The sequence below is a fragment of the Serratia sp. YC16 genome (assembly GCF_009707615.1).
In the GTDB taxonomy this organism is placed as follows: Bacteria; Pseudomonadota; Gammaproteobacteria; order Enterobacterales; family Enterobacteriaceae; genus Serratia; species Serratia surfactantfaciens.
This window is the reverse complement of record NZ_WLYN01000016.1, coordinates 1-22,118: the sequence shown is the minus strand read 5'-3', so window position 1 is coordinate 22,118 and position 22,118 is coordinate 1. Positions and strand designations below refer to the sequence as shown.

General features: G+C 61.2%; 11 protein-coding genes. 6 read left to right on the top strand and 5 right to left on the bottom strand.

The annotated features are described in order from the left end of the window. Window positions 1–96 precede the first annotated feature (96 nt). Window positions 97–2,379 carry a TonB-dependent siderophore receptor gene (locus GKN89_RS23160; RefSeq protein WP_025159574.1) on the top strand — a complete coding sequence of 761 codons (2,283 nt, stop codon included), beginning with the start codon at window positions 97–99 and terminating at the stop codon, window positions 2,377–2,379. Between the two features lie 59 nt (window positions 2,380–2,438). Here GKN89_RS23160 and GKN89_RS23155 read toward each other — a convergent pair whose 3' ends face one another. The 3 genes from GKN89_RS23155 to GKN89_RS23145 all read right to left on the bottom strand — a co-directional run bounded on the left by GKN89_RS23155 (window position 2,439) and on the right by GKN89_RS23145 (window position 8,800). Next, window positions 2,439–3,671, bottom strand: coding sequence for a YncE family protein (locus GKN89_RS23155; RefSeq protein WP_063919663.1), 1,233 nt, complete (start codon window positions 3,669–3,671; stop codon window positions 2,439–2,441). A 47-nt stretch (window positions 3,672–3,718) separates the two neighbouring features. Continuing rightward, entirely contained in the window at window positions 3,719–6,628 is a 2,910-nt protein-coding gene (locus GKN89_RS23150) for a condensation domain-containing protein (protein WP_370520291.1), read from the bottom strand. Window positions 6,629–6,706: 78 nt separating this feature from the next. Further along, window positions 6,707–8,800 (bottom strand): TonB-dependent receptor, encoded by a 2,094-nt coding sequence (locus GKN89_RS23145; protein ID WP_063919661.1) that lies wholly within the window; start codon window positions 8,798–8,800, stop codon window positions 6,707–6,709. A gap of 533 nt (window positions 8,801–9,333) precedes the next feature. On the opposite strand from GKN89_RS23145, the gene GKN89_RS23140 reads away from it, so the two are divergent. Beyond that, a complete protein-coding gene (locus tag GKN89_RS23140) occupies window positions 9,334–10,944 on the top strand; it encodes a condensation domain-containing protein (RefSeq protein ID WP_154747849.1) in 1,611 nt (536 codons plus the stop codon). Window positions 10,945–11,008: 64 nt separating this feature from the next. Beyond that, the gene (locus GKN89_RS23135; protein WP_154747848.1) at window positions 11,009–14,104 is read left to right on the top strand and encodes an amino acid adenylation domain-containing protein; all 3,096 of its coding nucleotides are present in this window, start codon (window positions 11,009–11,011) and stop codon (window positions 14,102–14,104) included. Between the two features lie 42 nt (window positions 14,105–14,146). Here the strand turns inward: GKN89_RS23135 and GKN89_RS23130 are convergent, their stop codons facing one another. Continuing rightward, a complete protein-coding gene (locus tag GKN89_RS23130) occupies window positions 14,147–15,490 on the bottom strand; it encodes a condensation domain-containing protein (RefSeq protein WP_154747847.1) in 1,344 nt (447 codons plus the stop codon). A 275-nt stretch (window positions 15,491–15,765) separates the two neighbouring features. Then, complete coding sequence (gltP, locus tag GKN89_RS23125; RefSeq protein WP_015376334.1) at window positions 15,766–17,082, bottom strand: glutamate/aspartate:proton symporter GltP; 1,317 nt, start codon at window positions 17,080–17,082, stop codon at window positions 15,766–15,768. A 901-nt stretch (window positions 17,083–17,983) separates the two neighbouring features. Here gltP and acs point away from each other — a divergent pair. From acs to actP, 3 genes are all read left to right on the top strand, one after another. Beyond that, a complete protein-coding gene (gene acs / locus GKN89_RS23120) occupies window positions 17,984–19,942 on the top strand; it encodes an acetate--CoA ligase (protein ID WP_154747846.1) in 1,959 nt (652 codons plus the stop codon). 91 nt (window positions 19,943–20,033) lie between these two features. Continuing rightward, window positions 20,034–20,345 carry a DUF485 domain-containing protein gene (locus GKN89_RS23115; protein ID WP_019453431.1) on the top strand — a complete coding sequence of 104 codons (312 nt, stop codon included), beginning with the start codon at window positions 20,034–20,036 and terminating at the stop codon, window positions 20,343–20,345. Next, window positions 20,342–22,003 carry a cation/acetate symporter ActP gene (actP, locus tag GKN89_RS23110; protein WP_063919657.1) on the top strand — a complete coding sequence of 554 codons (1,662 nt, stop codon included), beginning with the start codon at window positions 20,342–20,344 and terminating at the stop codon, window positions 22,001–22,003. The genes GKN89_RS23115 and actP overlap by 4 nt, the downstream gene beginning before the upstream one ends. Window positions 22,004–22,118 lie beyond the last annotated feature (115 nt).

Here is a 22,118-nt window from a genome sequence, read left to right as displayed (position 1 = left end):
CTTGCCGCAGCCGATTTTCTATTTCCGACTACACAAAAAACTACAACCGCCCTTCTCTCCATTCGGCGAGGGATGGCAGCAAGGTAGGACACTCAAATGAAAAGCAAGCTATCACGTTATTCTTTAGCCACTCTTATCGGCTTGGGATTGGGCGCGTCCGCGTTCGCCAACGCCGCACAGCAGGCTGATACCACCACCACGGAAGAAAACAGCGGCGCCACGGATAAAAAACCGCGCGGCGAAGACACCATCGTCGTCACCGCCGCCCGGCAGAACCTGCAGGCGCCGGGGGTGTCCACCATCACCGCCGACGAGATCAAGAAACGCCCGCCGGCGCGCGACATCAGCGAACTTATCCGCACCATGCCCGGGGTTAACCTGACCGGCAACTCCACCAGCGGCCAGCGCGGCAACAACCGCCAGATCGATATCCGCGGCATGGGCCCGGAAAACACCCTGGTGCTGATCGACGGCAAACCGGCCTCCAGCCGCAACTCGGTGCGCCAGGGCTGGCGCGGCGAGCGCGACTCGCGCGGTGATACCGCCTGGGTACCGCCGGAAATGATTGAACGCATCGAAGTGCTGCGCGGCCCGGCCGCGGCGCGCTACGGCAACGGCGCGGCGGGCGGCGTGGTCAACATCATCACCAAGAAGGCCGGCGATGCGCTGCACGGCTCGCTGAACGGCTACTTCAACGTGCCGCAGCACAAGCAGGAGGGCGCCACCAAGCGCACCGACTTCAGCCTGTCCGGCCCGCTGAGCGATTCCCTGAGCTTCCGCCTGTTCGGCGGCTACAGCAAAACGCAGGCCGACGCCTGGGACATTAACGAATCACATAAATCCGAACGCGTAGGCGCCTACGCCAGCAGCCTGCCCGCCGGGCGCGAAGGGGTGGTCGATAAAAACATCGACGCCTTGCTGCACTGGGACTTCGCCCATCTGCAGTCATTGGAGTTCGAGTATGCCTATGGCCGTCAGGGCAACCTGTATTCCGGCGATACCCAGAACACCAACACCAATGCCCTGGTGCAGAGCAACTACGGCAAAGAGACCAACCGCATCTACCGTGAAACCTTCGGCCTGACCCATCGCGGTGCCTGGGACAACGGCGTGAGCACCAACAACTACGTGCAGTTCGAGCGCACCCGCAACACCCGTCTGAACGAAGGACTGGCCGGCGGCACCGAAGGCATCTTCGACACCAAAAATACCGGGTTCGGCACCACCAAGCTGGACGACTTCCTGGCGCACAGCGAAGTCAGCGTGCCGTTTGAGCTGGGCGTTTCACAGACCGCCACGCTGGGTACCGAGTGGACCCAACAGCGGATGAAAGACGGTACTTCCACCAGCCAAACGCTGATGGGCGGCACCATTCCCGGCATGGGCAACGGCACGCGCAGCCCTTACGCTTCCGCGCATATCTTCTCGCTGTTCGCCGAAGACAATATCGAGCTGACCGACACCACCATGCTGACGCCGGGCCTGCGCTACGATCTGCATTCAGAATCCGGCAACAACTGGAGCCCGGCGCTGAACCTGTCGCAGGAACTGGGCGACTACTTCACGCTGAAAATGGGCATCGCGCGTTCCTATAAGGCACCGACCCTGTACCAGACCAACGGCAACTACCTGCTGTACAGCAAAGGCCAGGGGTGTGCGGGCAGCGATGTCAGAAACGGCTGCTACCTGCTGGGCAACGACGATCTGAAGGCGGAAACCAGCGTCAACAAAGAGATCGGGCTGGAGTTCCATAACGAAGGCTGGCTGGCCGGCGTAACCTACTTCCGCAACGATTACCACAACAAGATTGAAGCGGGTAACTCGCGCATCGCCACCAGCAGCACCGGCACGGCGGTTTATCAGTGGGAGAACGTACCGAAAGCGGTCGTACAAGGGCTGGAAGGCTCGCTGAACGTGCCGGTCAGCGAGACCGTCACCTGGAGCAACAACGCCACCTACATGATCGAGAACAAGAACAAGACCACCGGCGATTACCTGTCGGTGATCCCGAAGTTCACCGTCAACTCGACTCTCAGCTGGCAGGCCACGCAGGATCTGTCGATGCAGTCCACCCTGACCTGGTACGGCCGTCAGAAGCCGAAGAAGTACAACTACCAGGGTAAACCGGCCACCGGCGGCGAAACCCGCGAGGTCAGCCCTTATGCCGTCGTCGGCGCCAGCGCGACCTATGACCTGACCAAAAACGTCAGCGTCACCGCCGGTATCGACAACCTGTTCGATAAACGCCAGTTCCGCGCCGGTAACGCGCAGAACGTGGGCGACCCGATTACCGGCGCGGTCAACATCGCCGGCGCGGGCGCGGCCACCTACAACGAACCGGGCCGTACCTACTACATGAGCATCAACACCCACTTCTGATGACATGACCCAACGACAAAGGGGCGCCGCGGCGCCCCTTTTTTTATCTTTCCATTGCGTTATTTGGTATGCAGCTGAATGCGCACCACGCTTTCCGGCTTGCCGGCCTTGGTGGAAGCGCCGTCGTTTTTCACCGTCACGAACAGCGCGTCGCCTTTCGGATCCAACGCCAGGCTGTTAGGGTGCGGCGGCAGGTCTACGGTTTGCAGGCGCTTGAGCGTCTTGGCGTCGAACACCGTCAGCGTGCCGGCACCGTGATCCACGCGCACGCCTTTGCGATTGGCGACATACAGCCGCTGGCTGCGCTCATCGAGCAGCAGGCCGATCGGCACCTCATCCGTCAGCTCGCTGGCCAGCACCTTGCCGCTGTCCGCATCCAGCGCAAACACCCGGTGACCGCTGCTGCGCTTCACATAGTCGTGCCCCAGATGATGGTTGCGGTAGTCGTCGCGATCGATGCCCTGATCGACGCCCAGCAGGCGATTGCTCGCCGGGTCATACACCAGATTCAGCAGCTGATCGGCCTGCACTTCGTGTGTGGCGGTGATGGCCAGCGTGTCGGCGTTCAGGGTGATCACCTGCCCCTGCATGTTGGAAACGAATACCCTGCGGCCCTTCTCATCCAGCGTGATGCCCACCGCGTTGTAGCCGAAGCCCGGGATCACTTTCTCCAGCTTGCCGGCTTTGGTATCGACCACGTACAGCACGCTGTCGACGCCGAAGCCCAGGCCCGGCAGGAACAGACGGCCGCTTTGCGCGTCATACTTGAGCTCGCGGAGGCGGTACAGGTAGTCCTCGGTGATTTTGAATTTCTTCAGCTCCGCCAGCAGGAAATCCAGGCGCTTGCCGCTGATGCCCGCCTGCTTGTAAGCCTGCTCCAGCACCGCTTTGTCCAGCAGCTTGATGCTGCCCAGCGCGTGGTTGGTGGTGGTGTCTACCACCCCGACTTCACCGTTGAAGGCCTGCGTCAGGTACAAGCGATTGCCCGCATCGTTCAGCGCCACGCCGAAGCCTTTCACCTGCAGCGGGATCTCCGCCTTGATCGCCAGGGTGTTGGGATCCAGCCGCAGCACGCGGGAGCGCGCCTCTTCCTTCCAGTCCGGCGCGCTGACGAACAGCGCCTGTTGCGAGGTGCTGTAGGCCATCTCCACCACCGTCGACGACAGCGCCTCGCGCTTGATGTCCTGCGGTTTGATGCCGACATCGTTCGCCTGCGCGGCGCCGGCGACCACCAGAGAGGCCGCCACCAGCAGCGACAGTAACGCGCGCGGGGTTGCTAGGGTTCCAGACATCCTTTTATCTCCTTGAAAATCATGCTTTCGGTTAGAGTGAAACAACGTCATGCCTGCGGCCCGGGCGGCAGCGCCGCCAGAGCGATATCGCCAGCGATGTGCTGCGCAAACTGGGTAAAGACGTGCTGAACGCCATCGGCGATCAAATCAGCCTGTTCCTTGCTGTAGTGATCCTGACGGTAGGTCATCATCACCCGCAGGGATTTCTTCCCGGCCAGATCGTCTTCCATCACCTCAAACTGCAGGCCGAGCAGCGATTCTGCTTTCTCCGGCTCCACCTGCCGGTAGGCGATCGCACTGCCGTCCTGCAGCCGGAACTCGCCGTTCAGCTTGATGCGGCTGTGGATCTGGATAAACACTTCGAACATATGGTTCTTGCGGTCGGCGTCCACGCCGAACAGCCCTTCCTCCACCAGATCGATCGGAATATCGGTGTACGGCAGCGAGCCGTTGATGGTGTTTTTCACCTGGCTGACCAAGCCGGCCACCGTCAGCCCTTCGTCGAAGCGCACGCGGTGCACCACCACGGTGGTGAAGTAGCCGACGGTATCGAAGAACTCGGCGTCGTTACGGCCGGAGGTCGAGGTGCCCACCAGCAGATCCGCCGGGCCGCCGAGCAGGCGCAGCGCCGAGGTAATACCGGCATACACCACGTTGAACAGCGAAGCGTTGTTGCGGCGAGCGAGCTGATACAGGCCCTCCGCCACGGCCGGATCGACCTCGAACTCCAGCCAGCCGCCGTTGACGTCCGCCGGCGCCGGCACCGCCGGATGGGTAGAGGGTTCTTGCCGGAAGATCGGCTGGCCGACCGGCGCGCCGCGCAGCGCGTCGAGCCAGTAGTCCAGATGCTGCTGCTGCACCCCGGAGGCTCGCTGCTGCCGGGCGAAGGTGTGGAACTGCGGCGGCTGCCCGCGCCACTGCGGCGCCTGGCCAGCGACGCGATGGCGGTAAGCGACGCCCAGCTCGTCCATCATCAGGTTGAGCGACCATTCATCCAGCACCACATGGTGGAACAGCAGCGACAGCAACTGCTGGCCATTGTCCGCATCGCGCAGCATCGTGACGCGCAGCGGCAGCTCGGCGGCCAGATCGAACCGGTGCTGGCCGGCATCGGCCAACAGGGCGGCGGCGTTGCCCGCCGGCGTCTCGTGAGAGAAGCGGAACCACGAGTAGTCCGCGAGTTCGGCAGCCGGCACCACCACCTGCGCCACCTCGCCCTGCTGCTCAACAAAGCGTGAACGCAGCACGGTATGGCGAGTCATGACGTCGATAAACGCCTGACGCAGCGCCGTTTCATCCACTGCATCGAAGAAACGCAAAGAGAACGGCAGGTTGAAGATCTCGTCATGGCCAAAGGCTTCATACACCTTCCACAGCGATTCCTGCGCCAACGACAGCGGCGCCTGCGCCCGATCATGATCGTCGGCGGTCACCACCGCGGCATTCGGCTGCGCGACGTTCAGGCGTTTGGCATACCCCGCCAGCCCACGCGCCGTCGGATGGCTGAACAGGTCGTTAATGTTGATTTCGATCTGATGCAGGCTCAGCAAGCGGCCGATCACCCGGGTGGCGACCAGCGAATGACCGCCGCGATCGAAGAAGTCTTCATCCAGGGTCATTTCCGGCGCCACCAGCGCCTCACGGAACTCCTGCAAAATCAGCGGCGCAACGCTTTCGTCCGCGTCGCCGTTCGCCGCCGGCGCGGTAATCGCCGGGGAGGCGGCCTCAGCCGCCGGCAATGCGACGGCAATTTGCTGCCCGGCCAGGAAGGCGCTGAACTGTTCCAGCAGGAAAGGCGCGGCATGTGGGGACAAACGCGGATCGGTAACCAGCTCCAGCGTCAGCACCTCCGCTTCCGGCAAGCCCAGCAGCAGCGCCAGTTCAAACGGCGTATGCAGCGGCGGCAGCAGCAGGCGCTCGGCGTGAACGCCTTCCAGCCGCCACTCTGCAGCCAGATCGTCGCGCCAGGCCACCAGCAGCTGTGCCCGCTGCGGGTCCGGCTGTTCAGCCACGGTCTGCGCCAGCAGCCGCTGCCCGACGTCGTGCTCGCCATGCTGCACGGTCAGACGCATCAGCGGCGCCGCCGTCAGGCCCAGTTCCAGACCGACGAATTCCGCCGTTTCGGCTACCGGCACGCACAGCTGCACCGTTTGGCCGCCGGCCTGTGCGGCGACGAACTCGGCAAACCGTGCCGCCACCGCCGCCAGCAATGCTCGCGGCGTATTGTTGGCGGGCAGCAACGTGCGCGCAATGCGAGTGACCACGCGCGAACCCACCGGCGGCAAGGCTTCAGCACGCTGCGCCGGGCTGCGGTAATCCTGTAGCGAGACCGCCTGGCGCAGCCAAGGCAGCTGCGGCTCCGGGCTTTCCGGCAGCTCGACCGGCTCAGCGGCGAAAGGCAGAGGCACTGGGTCCCCGTTATAACGGGCGGACAGCATCGGCGGCAGATGGCGCCACGGCAGCGCTTCCGCCAGGATGTCATGCAATACTGCGCCCAAAATCACCTCGCCGTCCGGCGTGAGCAACAGCAAGCCGCGCAGCGGCGCTTCGCCTTCCAGTTCAAACGGTGCCGCCTGCGCCTGCAGCAGGCAGCCAATGGCGTGCTGTTCGTCCGCCACCTGACGAAGGCTCACCGGCAACGGCGCCGAACCGGCGGCGCGTTTAACCAGCCCGTTTTCGTCATCAAAAACGTAGCGCACGTCCACGCCCGGCGTCTCCCGCACCAGCGCCTGCAGTGCCGCCGTCAGCCGGGCGATATCCACTTCCCCCGTCAGGCGCCAGGCCAACGCCCGCTGCCCGCGTGCGTCACCCTGCTGCAGATGGGCAAACCATGCCCGCTCTTCGGCTTCGCTCACCGGCCGCTCGCCGTTCGCCGATTCCGCGCCCAGCGCCTGAAACGCGCTCTCCAGCCGCTGGGCCTCTTCATCGCTCAGAATGCTGTCAAAATCACCGATCACTGCGTTATCTCCTTTGCCCGGCCATGCCGGGATAGCGCACAAAACGGGGGACATTCGTCCCCCGTCATTGCGATAGCGTTAGAAATTCAGCTCAACCGCCGCGCCGATCAGGCGGCCGCGCTGGAGCGTCGCCGTGTAGATGTCATTGCTTCGGATCATCTCGCGGCGGTCGGAGTCAAACAGGTTCTTCGCATACAGCGTGGCGCGGCCGTAGTCGAAGGTGTAAGCCAGCTGGGCGTTGGCCGTCCAATAGGAGCCGATGCGCCCGCGCGAGTCGTTGTCGTATTGCGAATAGTAGGAGTCGGTGAACGCCACGTTGCTGCTCAGCTCCCACCCTTTCAGGAACTGATACTTGGCACCCATGTTGGCGGTATAAGCCGGCGCGCGCGCCAGTTCATGCCCTTCCACGCCGCTGCCCGAGAACTTTTTGATGTCGGTTTTCAGCAGGCCGAGGTTGCCGAACAGCTCGAAGTCCCAGCGCGGCTGCCAGGTGGCGCCGATTTCCGCCCCGTAGGTTTCCACCTTGTCGGCGTTGCGGATCACGCTGGAGTTCTCACCCAGCGAGTACGGCAGCTGCATATCTTTGTAATCGTTGTAGAAGATGTTACCCGTCAGCACCACGTTGGCGTCTTTCAGGTGATGGCGGGTGTACAGCTCGTAGTTCCAGACATACTCGGAACCGTAGGTGTAACTGACCACCGGCGTGCCGATCGTGATGCCGCCGCCGCCGGCGTTATAACCGCGGGCGATCTTGGCGCCGTAGGTTTGGGTATCCGTCGGTTTCCAGGCCACGTCCAGTTTCGGCAGGAACACGGTGTAGGTTTCATCGAAGTCGATGCGCACCGCCTGACTGCCGCCGTCGCGGCGACGGTGTTCGCGTTCCAGACGGCTGGCGGCGGTCACGTCCACCTGCGGCGTCAGCGCATAGGTCAACTCGGCGAACGCCGAATGGGTATCGGTTTTATCCTTGAAGGTCGAGCCGCCGAAAATGTTGACGAACTCATCCTGCGTGCCGTGGAAATAACGCAACCCCGCCAGCCCGTGCAGGCGGCTGTCCGCGCCGCCGAAGCGCACCACCGGCTCCACGTGAACTTCCTGGCCGTCGATCTCGGCGTATTGGATGTTGTAAGCGGTCGGACGGTTGATGTTGAAATCGGTGTAGATAACGCGGTTTTCAAACGTCAGCGCATCGGAGGACTCCCAGGCCAGATCCCAGATAGTGCTGTTCATGTTGCTTTTGAACACGGCGCGGCGCGGATCGTGACGCGGATTGGTCGGATGCGGCTGCGGGTTGAGGCTTTCGTTTTGCGGCGCGGTGCTGCCGAAGTGGTTAAAGGTCAGCTTGGTGGTCAGATCGCGCAGGCCGGCCGGGTTGAACAGCAGCTTGGCGCGGGCGGTGGTGGCTTCCACTTCACGCGGATCACCCACTGGCGCATAGGCCGGCAGGTCAGCCTCGCTGCGGCGGCGCTGGCGATCGACGCTGACGCGGAACGCCAGCTGATCCTCCACCAGCGGGCCGGACGCCATGGCGGCCAACTGTGACGAGTGCTGGTTGCCTGCCCCGCCCTTGAAGGCGCTTTCCCATTCGAAGGTCGGGTCTTTACTGGCCATGACGATGGCGCCGGCGATGGCGTTGCGCCCCTGGATGTAGCTTTGCGGGCCGAGGAACACTTCGACGCGATCCAGATCCCACAGCGACTGCGGGCCGAACGCCTGTTCGTTATAGGTCAGCGAACGGCCGTCCAACGACAGATTGAGGCGCGGGCGGGTGCCGCTGAGGAAAGCATTGGCGCCGACGTTCGGGCCGGAACCGTCGATACCGCGCACGGTCGGCAGTTCGTTGCCGATGCCCAGATCCACCACGTTGGGGGTCATGCGCAGCAGATCGGGGATCTGCACCGCGTCGGGCATCGAGGCAATGCGGTTGCTGTCGAACACCTGCACGCTGGAGCCGGTGTCGAAAATGGAACGTTTGATCTTCTCACCGGTGACCAGCAGCGTTTCCGCGTCCTGGTAGGTTTCGTTGCTCTTAGTTTCCGCCGCGTTGACGTTACCGATCGCCAGTGAACACACGCCTAAAAATACGGAGGAAAATGCCCCAATGGCTCTTAACCCCGCCTTTTCCCCGTTTCCTACGCTTTCATGCCGTTGAGCCGCAAAATGCTTGCCCATAGATGTCTTCTCCTTTCATCCCAGAGGTGCACAAAATTTGATTTTTTTTACACAACCTACATCGACACTCACACAGACCATGACGCTGCGGCCTTCCCGACCTTTCTGTTGCTTATCCCTGCGGCAAACCTATGCCTTGCGCGGCCGAACGGGCGCAGCCCGTCCACGGCCAAGCCGCCGGCGGAGTGGCCGACGGCTTGTATAAAAACGTAAAATAATGTTAAGAATGATAATATTTTGCATTTTCTAATGCAAATCATTATCAATAAAGGTGTGAGAGCGGCCACGATAACCGCCAGAAAACCTTATACTTTCGCAGGTAAAACAAGCGCTGCAATAACAGACAATAATTACAATGCTAAGAATAATATGAATAAATTATTCATATCCAACCCCATGCCTGCCCGTTACAGCTAAAACCCCTTATAGATAGCACCCTCGCGTCAAACGGATTAAATAATAATAATTTTCATTCCTATTAACATTTGGATATATTCTTGCAGTCTCGTTGGCTGAATCAAAATGGATACCCGATGAAAGCTTTAACCACGATGCAGGCCGCCTATTGGGTTGGCCGACAGTCCGCTCCTCCTCTGGGCGGCATGGCCGCCCATCTGTATGCGGAGTTCGACGGCGGCGAGCTGGATATCGCTCGGCTACGCCAGGCCGTCGAGGCGTTGTACCTGCGTCATCCGCTGTTGCGCCTGCGCATTACCGACGATGGCCGGCAGACGATCGCGCCTCCCGGCCCCCGACATACCTTGCATCTCGACGACTGGCGACACGCCGATGAAACGACGCTGGCGGCCGCGCTCGCCGCCAAACGCCAGGCGAAAAGCACTCAATTGCTGCCGCTGGAGCAAGGCGTTCCCTGCGATATCAGCCTGAGCCTGTTGCCGGCGGGGCGCAGCCGCCTGCATGTCGATCTCGACATGATCGCCGGCGATGCCATGAGCTTTCGCCTGTTGATGGAAGATCTGACGGCGTTTTATCACCAATGCCCGCCGCCCCCTGCCCATGACGCGCCGCCGGCCTATTTCGATCACCTCGCGCAACGCGACGCCGACGACGCGCTGCGCCAGCGGCGCGAACGCGGCCAACGTTGGTGGCGTGAACGCCTGGCGCAGGTGCCGCCGGCGCCGCGCCTGCTGCGCACGCCGGACCGCTGCCGCAGCGATCGCCTGGCCGTACAGCTGAATGCAGAAGAGAGCCGCGCGCTGGAGAACGTCGCCAAACGGCACCACACCTCCCTCTCGACGCTGTTTCTCGCATTGTTCGCCCTGGCCGTCGGCCAGGGTTGGAACATGACGCGCTTTCGGCTCAACGTGCCGCTGTTCCACCGCGAGAGCGAGCGGGAGGACGCGCAGCGCCTGATCGGCGACTTCTCTAACCTGGTGCTGCTCGGCGTGGAACTGAACCCGACGGAAAACCTGAACGCCTTCTGCCAACGCCTGATGACGCAGCTGGCGGAGCTGATCGAGCATGCGGATTACCCCGGCGTCAGTGTGATGCGCGATCTGTCGCGCCTGCACGGCAGCCTGCAGCCTTCGCCGGTGGTGTTTACCGCCGGCTTCGGCATCCGCGGCAAGACGCTGTTTTCCGAACGGGTCGCCGACACCTTCGGCCGTCTCGGCTGGGTGATCTCTCAGGGGCCGCAGGTGGCGCTGGATGCGCAGGTCGCCCACGTCGACGACGGCATTTTGATCAACTGGGACGTGCGGCTGGACGCGTTTCCCGAGCACGTGCTGCCGCGCCTGCTGGCCTGTTACCGGGCGCTGCTGCACCTGGCTGCGCGGCAAGCGGGGGCATTCGATCGCCCGCTGTCGCAGCTGCTGGCGCAATGTACGCCCGACGCGCTGGCGCAGCAGGCACCGGTGCGCCAGGTGCTGCATCGGCTGTTGGCGCGGGTGGCCCTCGAGGCCGACTTACGCGACCACGACGATATCCACCGGTTGGCCTTGCCGGATGCCGGGGTGAATGCGCTGTTGACGGTGCTCAACAAGTATCTGACGGCGGCGCTGACGGCGCAGGATCTGGCGGCCCATCCCTCCCCGGCGGCGCTGGCGGCGCTGATTTGCCAACGTTCGCCCGAGGCGGGGCGAAATGCAAAAACGCTGCTCGCCGCCCTGGCGCCGCAGCACTGAGATCGGTTTCCGGGCGCGTGGCGCCCGACTCGTTTTAATCGGTTAGCGACTATAGGGAAGTATCATGGAGACAGCATTAACCGCACTGCAGCAGGCCTATCTTCTTGGCCGCAGCGATCGATGGCCGCTCGGCGGCGTGGCGATGCACGACTTTCGCGAATACCGCGCCCGGCAGCTGGATGTGCCGCGCCTTGAAGCGCGTCTGACCGAGCTGGTACAGCACTACCCGGCGCTTCGCACCTGCATCGATGTGCAGCGCGGCACGCAGCACGTGCGCCCGGAGGTTGCGCTGCACCTGGATCGCCACGACTTGCGCTCTCTTGACGGCGCAGCAGCGCAGCGCCAGCTCGAACAGCTGCGCGAGCACTACTCCCACCAGCGCCACGATCCGAGCCAGCCGCTGTGGCGCATCGCCGTGATCCAGCTTGCCGAACAGCAGGATCCGACGGGATCGCCGTACGATACGCTGATCTTCACCAGCTTCGATGCCTTGATCCTCGACGGCCAGGGGATCTCCAGCGTGATCGCGCGCCTGTTCGACGATCGCCCTCTGGCGCCGACCGCCGCCGCGCTGCCGCCCCCGGCCGCCCCGGCGGCGCAGCGTCAGGCCGATGCGGCCTACTGGCGCGACAAGCTGCAGGATGTCACCACCCCGTCGGCATTGCCGTGGCGCGCCCCGCTCGCCAATCTCACCTCATCACGCTATCGCCGCGCCACCCTGACGCTGCCGCACGACACGCTAAAACGGCTCGGCCGCCTGGGATCGCCGCATGCGCTGCTGCGCAACAGCCTGCTGTCGGCGCTGATCCTCGATACGCTGGCCCACTGGACCACCGACGGCGAGCTGTGCGTCGGCGTACCGGTGGCGTTCCCCGCCGCCGACGGCGCGCTGGGCAACGCCTCCAGCTTCGTGGCGGTGCGTTATTCCCGCTACGGCGAAGACTTTATCCAGCGTGCGCAAGCCTTGCAGGACGACGTGCTTGGCGCGCTCGACCACCTGACATTTTCCGGCGTCGATCTGGCGCGACAGTTGCTCGGCCAAAGCCAGGGCGGCCCGGCGCTGCCGGTGATCCTGACCAACTGTCTGGGCTGGGAAACGCTGCCGGCCGAGGCGCCAGTGCGCTTCCACGACGGCCTGACCCAAACGCCGCAGGTCGCCATCGACATTCGCCTGACGCTGGACAGTGAAAAGAACCTGCAGCTGTGCGTGGACTACGCCGAACAGGCGCTGCACGGCGAGCAAGTCGAGGCCATGCTGGCGGCCTTGCAGCAGCGCATCCTGCACAGTTGCCAACGCGCCGACCTGACAATCGCGCCGCGAGACTTCATCGATCTGGCGCATTACCGCCACAACGACAGCGAAGCGAATTACGCGCCTTATCCTTATCTGGCGCAGCTGGCCGAGCGGCTGTTTGGCGCGCAGAACGGCGGCAACGCGCTGATCTGCGGCGAGCAGACGCTGACCTATAATGAGCTGGGCCAGCGGATCGCCACGGCGATCGCCAACCTGCAGAGCCGCGGCGTGCAGCCGGGCAATGTGGTGGCGCTGTATCTACCGCGCAGCCCGGAACAGGTCATCTTCAGCCTCGCCTGCGCCCTGCAGGGCGTGATCTGGGTGCCTATCGATATCAACTCGCCGCCGGAACGTACCGCCTACCTGCTGGAGAACTGCCGGCCAACGCTGGTGGTGCACGGCGGCGATCTGGAGACGCCGATCGGCGTCACGCCGGCGATCCTGCTGGCGCCGACGGATCGCGCGCCTGCGCTGGCGGATGAACAGACGCTGGCGGAACGCAGCGCCAGCCTGACCGCGAGCTACTACCTGTACACCTCCGGCACCACCGGCAAGCCTAAATGCGTGGTGCTCAACAACCGCGCCACCGCCAACGTCGTCCACCAGACCCAGCAGCGCTGGGCGGTCACCGCCGACGACGTGTTCATTTCCGTCACGCCGCCGCACCATGACATGTCGATGTTCGATCTGTTCGGTTCGCTGTGCGCCGGTGCTACGCTGGTGCTGCCGGCGCCGCATCAGGAAAAAGACGCCATCAGCTGGAATCAGCTGGTGGAAAAACATCGGGTCACCCTGTGGTGTTCGGTGCCTGCCATTCTGGAGATGCTGCTCACCTGCAAGACGGCCGACAGCCTGCGTTCGCTGCGTCTGGTGGCGCAAGGCGGCGACTACATCAAGCCGGCGACGGTGCAAACCCTGCGCACCCTGCGCCCGGATCTCGCGCTGTTCTCGCTCGGCGGGCCGACCGAAACCACCATCTGGAGCATCTGGCACCCGATCGCCCCGCAGGAGAGCGGCACCGTGCCTTACGGCCGCACGCTGCCGGCCAACCGTTATTTCATCTGTCATGACGACGGCAGCCACTGCCCGGCCGGCGTGGTCGGCCGCATCCATACCGCCGGGGTCAACCTGGCGTTGGGCTATCTGGAACAGGGGGAGCTGAAGCAGCATGATTTCATCACCCTCGAAGGGCCGGATGGGCAGCCGCTACGCGCTTTCCGCACTGGCGATCAGGGTTACTATCGCGCGGACGGCAACATCATGTTCGCGACCCGAGTGAACGGCTATGTGAAGATCCGCGGCGTACGCGTCTCACTGCCGGAAATCGAAGACGTGCTGCGCCGTCATCCGGCGATTCAGGATATGGTGGTGGTGGATTATCCCAGCGGAGAGAACAACGAGGCGGCGCTCGGCGCCCTGTATCTGACTCGCGACGGCAAACCGCTGCCGCTGTCCGAGATCCGTGCCTTCGCCACCGGCTATCTGCCCTGTACCCATATTCCCACGCGCTTTATCCATGCCGAGGCGCTGCCGTTGTCTGCCAACGGTAAAACCGACCGCCATCGCATCCGCGCCGACCTGAGCCACCAGCAAACCGCGCCGGCGTTGAACGCCTGTGCGGCACCGCCGCCGCACGCGCCTTTGGCGCGCAGCGCAGAGATCCTGACCATTTACTGGCAGGCGATCGGCGTGACGCCGCGCCCGGAATGGGGAGAAGAGACGGCGTTTATCGCCATGGGGCTGAAACTGCCGCATATCAAACAGGTGGCGGAGCGCCTCAATGACGCCTTCGGCACCCGGTTGGTGAGCAGTTCGCTCCTGCCGTGCAAGAACGCGCGTGAAGTGGCGGCGTTACTGGCCAACTGAAGCCATGCCACTCGGGCGGGGACATCCCCCGCCCGTATTTTATCAGGCGGGTAGCGCCGTCAGACCCGCCAGCGGCTGTTCCCACGCATCCCGTTGCAGCGCACGCAACAGGAATTCTTGCAGTGCCTCGCCATAGTTCAGCGCATCCTCCGTCGGGAACTGCTCCAGATAGATATCGATATCCACCTGCAGATCGCGGGCGTCGGTGCGGCCACGATAAGTCAGGTTGAAACCGTCACCCGAACCGCCGGCCAGCACGCGCCGGGCACCGCTGCAGCCGGTGAAACGGGGCGCATCGAAGGGCTGCACATTAATGAAAGGGGAAATAAAGAAACGCGAGTCCGGAGCCACTCCGCGATCGACGGCCAGTTGCCGCAGACGATAGCCGGCGTGGCCGCGTAGCTCGCGCAGCTGCTGCGTCAGAGCGGTCAGAAAGCCCCCCAGCGTCTCCGCTTGCGACGGTGACACCAGCAGCGGCAGGGTATTGACCGCCAGCGAAGGCACATTGGTGGCGGCCTGCCCGCGGCGATTCATCGCCGGCATCCACATCGGCAGCGTATCGCCCTGCCGGGTGTGCTGCGGCATCACTTGAAACAGCCAGACCGCCGACAGCGCCACCAGCAAGTCGGGCCAATTGATGCCGCTGCGCTCCGCCAGCTGCGTTAAACGTTGCGACACCGCCGCCGGCAGCCGGTGGTTGGCGCTCAAACGCCGCACGCCGTACGCCGCGCCGCCCTTGCGCACCGTCGGCAGCGCCTGCGACGACGACAGGTAGGCTTGCCAAAAGCGCCGATCGCGCTCACAGCGCTCGGAGTCGGCATAGGCCAGCTCGGCCTGTTGAAAGGGGCCAAAGGCGCCCAGAGGGATGCCTGCGTTGCCCTGGCCGAGGTAGTGCGCATATAACGCGGCGCAGCGGTGTTCGATAAGCGCCATGCCGAAACCGTCGACCAAGATATGGTGCGCGCGCACGTACCAGAGGTAGCGCTCCGGTGCCAGCTTCAGCAGCCAGGTTGCGGCTAACGCTTCGCTGTGCAGCGCCCGGTGCTGCGCTATATCCTCGCGCATGAGGCTTTGCGCCGCCTGCCAGGGATCGCGATGCGCTTGCAGATCGATGCGTTGCAATGACGGTATGCGCTGAGGATCGTGCCGTAACGGCGGAGGATGGTCGCCACGCCGTTCGCCAAAGCGCAGGGCAAACGCCTGCGTTTCGGCAAGCGTGACGGCGATCGCCCGACACAGCGCCTCTTCCTCTACCGCGCCGCACAGTTCGGTGCAATGCGCGACGGTGGATAAGGTCTGCCCGGGGTGCAAGGTGTATTCTTCCCAGAAATCAAGCTGCGCTGGCGCCAGCGGCAACCATTCAGAGGCCAAAGCGGTGTCCGACATGTTACCTACCTTTGATAAGCCTGAATAAAAGCGCCGCACGGACGACATTCCGCCGTTCAACCGCTTTTGCGTGTTTCCATACATCATCAAATGAAAATGATAATAACATCTATTATCATTTCCAATAATTTGGTAACACTTTAGATTCTGTTAAGCGGGGATGCAAGTCACGTAGCGGGGGCAGAGAAAAGAAAGTGGCAAGCTGAAAGGACATAAAAGCAAAACGCCCCAGGCGCGGGGCCCGGGGCGTTTTTAACGTAGGCGATACTCGGTGGTTAGGCCTGATTGGCCGGCTTCACCTTTTGCGCCAGGAACTCCGTTTCGTAAGCCAGCGCTTTCTTGCGATCGAACTGGTGTTCCCACTTGGCGATCACCAGCACCGCCAGCGCGTTGCCCACAACGTTCAGCGCGGTGCGTGCCATATCCAGGATACGGTCCACGCCGGCGATGAACGCCAGGCCTTCCAACGGAATGCCGACGCTGCCCAGTGTGGCGAGCAACACCACGAACGAAACGCCCGGCACGCCGGCGATCCCTTTCGAGGTGACCATCAGCGTCAGCACCAGCACAATCTCCTGCCCCAGCGACAGCTCGATGCCGTACAGCTGGGCGATAAAGATAGCGGCGATGCTCTGATACAGCGTCGAGCCGTCCAGGTTAAAGGAGTAACCGGTCGGCACCACGAAGCTGGTGATCGACTTGGGCGCGCCGTAAGCCTCCATCTTTTCGATGATGCGCGGCAGCACCGTTTCCGAGCTGGCGGTGGAATAGGCCAGGATCAGTTCGTCTTTCAGGATGCGGATCAGCGTCCAGATGCGCAGGTTGCACAGCCGGGCGACCGCCCCCAGCACCACCAGGGCGAAGAAAGCGATGGCGAAGTACACCAGCACCACCAGCTTGGCCAACGGCAGCAGCGAAGCGAAACCGAAGTTGGCTACCGTGACCGCAATCAGGCCAAACACCCCGATCGGCGCATAGCGCATGATCATGTGGGTGACTTTGAACATGCTCTCGGACACCGCCTTGAACACCTTCAGCAACGGCTCTTTGGTCTCTTTCGGCAACGACGACAAACCCAGACCGAACAGCACCGAGAAGAAGATAATCGGCAGCATGTCGCCCTTGGCCATCGACGAGAAGACGTTCGACGGGATCAACGACAGAATGGTCGCCACCAGGCTGTGCGAACCGCTTTGCACCTGTTCGGTGGTTTTCTCATACTGCGAAATGTCCACCGTGGTCAGCGTCGACATATCGATGCCGTGGCCGGGTTGGAATACGTTGGCTAACGTCAGCCCCACCACGATGGCAACGGTGGTGATCACTTCGAAGTAAATAATGGTTTTCAATCCGATGCGGCCCAGCTTTTTCGCATCGCCCACGCCGGCAATGCCGACGATCAGCGTGGAAATAACGATCGGCACCACAATCATCTTGATCAAACGAATAAAGATATCACCCGCCGGGCTGAGAATATTGCTTACCAGCCACTCACGAGATTCGGTCTGGTTGTGCAATACCGCGCCAACAATAATACCCAGTACCAACGCGATCAGGATTTGCCAAGCCAGGCTAATTTTTACACTTTTCATACCCAAAAAGTCCTCAAAGACTCTTTCCGCCGTACAAAGTCGCAACACAGCGAAAAGAATACTTAATCATTTATTACAGGCTTATGTTAATTCAGTGGAAGCGTTCACCTGCCCTGGGTGCGACGCAGTATAAATCTGTATCATCCGGGCGGCATGCTCTGCAAGCCTTGATTTGTCAGGGTTGAGCGCTGAATCGAATCACAAAAATTTCGCGTTACTATTTCAAATGGCATAATTGCTTGTTATTAAAAACATAATTTTTCATATAATGAAGTACATAACCGTGCCGACGACGTTTTTTTGAACGCCATTAAAATGCGTTATTTTTCGTCCATTCTGCATATTTAGTCCACGACAAATGTTTATATTTTGTTACTCAAAAGTCAATTAAATGAGAATTTACCGAGTGACACTTTCCCTCATAAATGCAGCGCCACTTTATATTTAGCTTAAAAATCGAGCGATACCGCAGAGTGAATACCCTCGGGTATCACCCGACCTTTCATCAGGAATTAAAGGTTAATAAAACGTTATTTCAGGATGTGCCGTCTATCGTTATATCGCGTTAATACCAACTTCGAATATTAATAGCGAAAAATAATCCAAAAAGATTTATAGCGCGGAATAATGCCAATATTTCCCCACGCTATTAATCACGGGGTAAATAGTCTCGGCGTTGTTTATTCTTTTTTGTTCTTTAGATAAGTATTTTTGGCTAAAAACGCGGGTTTATGATGATTTAAACGCCAAAGAGATAGATACGCCCTGCAAATGCGACAGAACTATTACAAATCAATATCTTTGTTGCGTGATCTGCCGCGCAAAAAAGAAACAAAGAATCGTAGCAAACTATACTTAACCTTCAGTTGACATATCATTAACAACTTCAAGGAGAAAAGCTATGAGCCAACTGCATAAACACGCTATTCCTTCTGCAATTGCAGAACGCGCCCTGATTAATCCGGCACAATACCAACAGTATTATCAACAGTCGGTTCAAGACCCAGAGGCTTTCTGGGGTGAGCATGGCCAAATCCTGGACTGGATCAAACCCTATACCAAAGTTAAAAACACTTCGTTCGATCCGGGCCACGTCAGCATTCGTTGGTTTGAAGACGGCACGTTGAACCTGTCGGCCAACTGTCTGGACCGCCATCTGGCCGAGCGCAGCGACCAAACCGCCATCATCTGGGAAGGCGATGATCCGACCCAATCCAAGAAAGTGACTTACAAACAGTTGCATCATGATGTCTGCCAGTTCGCCAACGTGCTGAAAAAGCTCGGCGTGAAAAAAGGGGACGTGGTGGCTATCTATATGCCGATGGTGCCGGAGGCGGCGGTCGCCATGCTGGCCTGCGCGCGCATCGGCGCCGTCCATTCGGTGATCTTCGGCGGCTTCTCGCCGGAAGCGGTCGCCGGACGCATTATCGATTCCAACGCCAAACTGGTGATAACCGCCGCTGAAGGCCTGCGCGCCGGCCGCGCCGTGCCGCTGAAAAAGAACGTCGACGACGCGCTGAAAAATCCCGGCGTGGTCAGCGTGGCGAACGTGGTGGTGTTCAAACGCACCGGTAAACCGGGGTATTGGCAGGAAGGGCGAGATCTGTGGTGGCATGAGCTGACTCAGGACGTTTCCGCCGACTGCCCACCAGAAGAAGTGAGCGCCGAAGATCCGCTATTTATCCTGTACACCTCCGGCTCGACCGGCAAGCCGAAGGGCGTGCTGCACACCACCGGCGGCTACCTGGTGTACGCCGCGATGACCTTCAAGTATGTCTTCGACTATCACGATGGCGACGTTTACTGGTGCACCGCCGACGTGGGTTGGGTCACCGGTCACAGCTATCTGTTGTATGGCCCGCTGGCCTGCGGCGCCATCACCCTGATGTTCGAAGGCGTGCCTAACTACCCGGGCGTCAACCGCCTGTCGCAGGTGATCGACAAGCATCAGGTCAACATTCTGTATACCGCGCCAACCGCCATTCGCGCCCTGATGGCCGAAGGCGACAAGGCGATCGAGGGCACCCGGCGCGATTCGTTGCGCATCATGGGCTCGGTCGGCGAACCGATCAACCCGGAAGCCTGGGAGTGGTACTACAACAAGATAGGCAACGCGAAATGCCCGATCGTCGACACCTGGTGGCAAACCGAAACCGGCGGCTTCATGATTACTCCGCTGCCGGGCGCCACTGAGCTGAAGGCCGGTTCCGCCACGCGGCCTTTCTTCGGCGTACAGCCGGCGCTGGTCGATAACGTCGGCACACCGCAGGAGGGCGCCTGCGAAGGCAACCTGGTGATCGTCGACTCCTGGCCGGGCCAGGCGCGCACCCTGTTCGGTGATCATGAGCGCTTCGAGCAGACCTACTTCTCGACCTTCAAAGGCATGTACTTCAGCGGCGACGGCGCCCGCCGCGACGAGGACGGTTATTACTGGATCACCGGCCGCGTCGACGACGTGCTGAATGTCTCTGGCCACCGTCTGGGCACCGCCGAGATCGAATCCGCGCTGGTGTCGCATCCGAAAATCGCCGAAGCGGCGGTGGTCGGCATTCCTCATAACATCAAAGGCCAGGCGATCTACGCCTATATCACGCTGAACCACGGCGAAGAACCAACGCCGGAGCTCTATGCCGAAGTGCGCAACTGGGTGCGCAAAGAGATAGGGCCGATCGCCACGCCGGACGTGCTGCATTGGACAGATTCGCTGCCCAAAACGCGTTCCGGCAAGATCATGCGGCGTATCCTGCGCAAAATTGCCGCCGGTGACACCAGCAACCTGGGGGATACCTCCACGCTGGCGGATCCGGCCGTAGTCGACAAGCTGTTGGAAGAAAAACAATCAATGAAAGTGCCGTCATAATTTACGCCGCTTCAGGCCGCTCATTCGGATAACGCGCCGTTGAGCGGCCCTGGCGCGGCGTACTCTCTCAATACCGACTGGAGACACACTGATGAATGACACCATTTATCAAGGGATTGAAGAAAACCCGCGCTTTAAAGAGCTGGTAAGAAAACGCGGCCGGTTCGCCTGGCTGCTTTCGCTGATTACGCTGGCGCTGTATGTCGGTTTTATTCTATTGATCGCCTTCGATCCTCAGTGGCTCGGCACGCCGATCGCCGTCGGATCGACCATCACCCGCGGGATCCCGGTCGGCGTCGGGCTGATCGTGATCTCTTTCGTCTTGACCGGAATCTACGTGTTTCGCGCCAACGGCGAGTTTGACCGCCTCACCGCAGAAATTCTGCGCGAGGTGAAACAATGAAACGCTTATGTTCCGCCCTCTCCGCCGCCGCGCTACTGCTGTTGCCCGGCCTGGCCCGCGCCGACGCCATCGGCGGCGAAGTGCATCGTCAGCCGTTGAACATCCAGGCGATCGTGATGTTTATCCTGTTTGTCGGCGCCACCCTGTACATCACCTACTGGGCGTCCAAACGCACCCGTTCCCGTCAGGACTACTACACCGCAGGCGGGCGTATCACCGGCCTGCAAAACGGCCTGGCGATCGCCGGCGACTTCATGTCCGCCGCCTCGTTCCTCGGCATCTCCGCTCTGGTTTACACCTCGGGCTATGATGGCCTGATCTACTCCATCGGCTTCCTCATCGGCTGGCCGATCATTCTGTTTCTGATCGCGGAGCGCCTGCGCAACCTCGGCCGCTATACCTTTGCCGACGTCGCCTCTTACCGCCTGCAGCAGAAACCGATCCGCACCCTGTCGGCCTGCGGCTCGTTGGTGGTGGTGGCGCTGTATCTGATCGCGCAGATGGTCGGCGCCGGCAAACTGATCCAGTTGCTGTTCGGGCTCAACTACCACGTGGCGGTGATCCTGGTCGGCATTCTGATGGTGCTGTATGTGCTGTTCGGCGGCATGTTGGCCACCACCTGGGTGCAGATCATCAAAGCGGTGCTGCTGCTGGCAGGCGCCAGCTTTATGGCGCTGATGGTGATGAAGTCGGTTAACTTCGACTTCAATACCCTGTTCGCCGAAGCGGTGAAGGTGCACCCGAAAGGCATCGCCATCATGAGCCCCGGCGGCCTGGTCTCCGATCCGATCTCCGCGCTGTCGCTCGGTTTGGCGCTGATGTTCGGCACCGCCGGCCTGCCGCACATCCTGATGCGCTTCTTCACCGTCAGCGACGCCAAGGAAGCGCGCAAGAGCGTGTTCTACGCCACCGGCTTTATCGGTTACTTCTATATCCTGACCTTTATCATCGGCTTCGGCGCCATCTTGCTGGTCAGCGCCAATCCGGCGTTCAAAGACGCCACCGGCGCGCTGCTGGGCGGCACCAACATGGCGGCGGTGCACCTGGCCAATGCCGTTGGCGGCAACTTCTTCCTCGGCTTTATCTCGGCGGTAGCCTTCGCCACCATTCTGGCGGTGGTTGCGGGCCTGACGCTGGCCGGCGCCTCGGCCGTGTCCCACGATCTCTACGCCAGCGTGATGAAAAACGGCAAGGCGACCGAGCGCGATGAGCTGAAGGTCTCCAAGATCACCGTCGTGGTGCTGGGGCTGGTCGCCATTGCGCTAGGGATTTTGTTCGAGAAGCAGAATATCGCCTTTATGGTCGGATTGGCGTTCTCCATCGCCGCCAGCTGTAACTTCCCTATCATCATCCTGTCGATGTACTGGTCGCGTTTGACTACCCGTGGCGCGATGATTGGCGGCTGGCTGGGCCTGCTGACGGCGGTGATTCTGATGATCCTCGGCCCGACGATCTGGGTGCAGATCCTCGGCCATGAAAAACCGATTTATCCGTATGAATATCCGGCACTGTTCTCGATGATCGTGGCCTTTGTCGGCACCTGGCTGTTCTCGATAACCGACGGCTCGCTGGCTGGACAGCAAGAAAGGGAACGCTTCCGGGCCCAGTTTGTCCGTTCGCAAACCGGGCTGGGCATCTCTCAGGGCAGCTCGCATTAACCGAATAATAAGTGAAAAAAGCAAACACACCCTAATCAAAGGCCCTTCGGGGCCTTTTCTCTGGCTGCCTGTCGGAGAGAAGTTGGGTAAAGCAGCGCAGCGTAGCTGCGCTTTT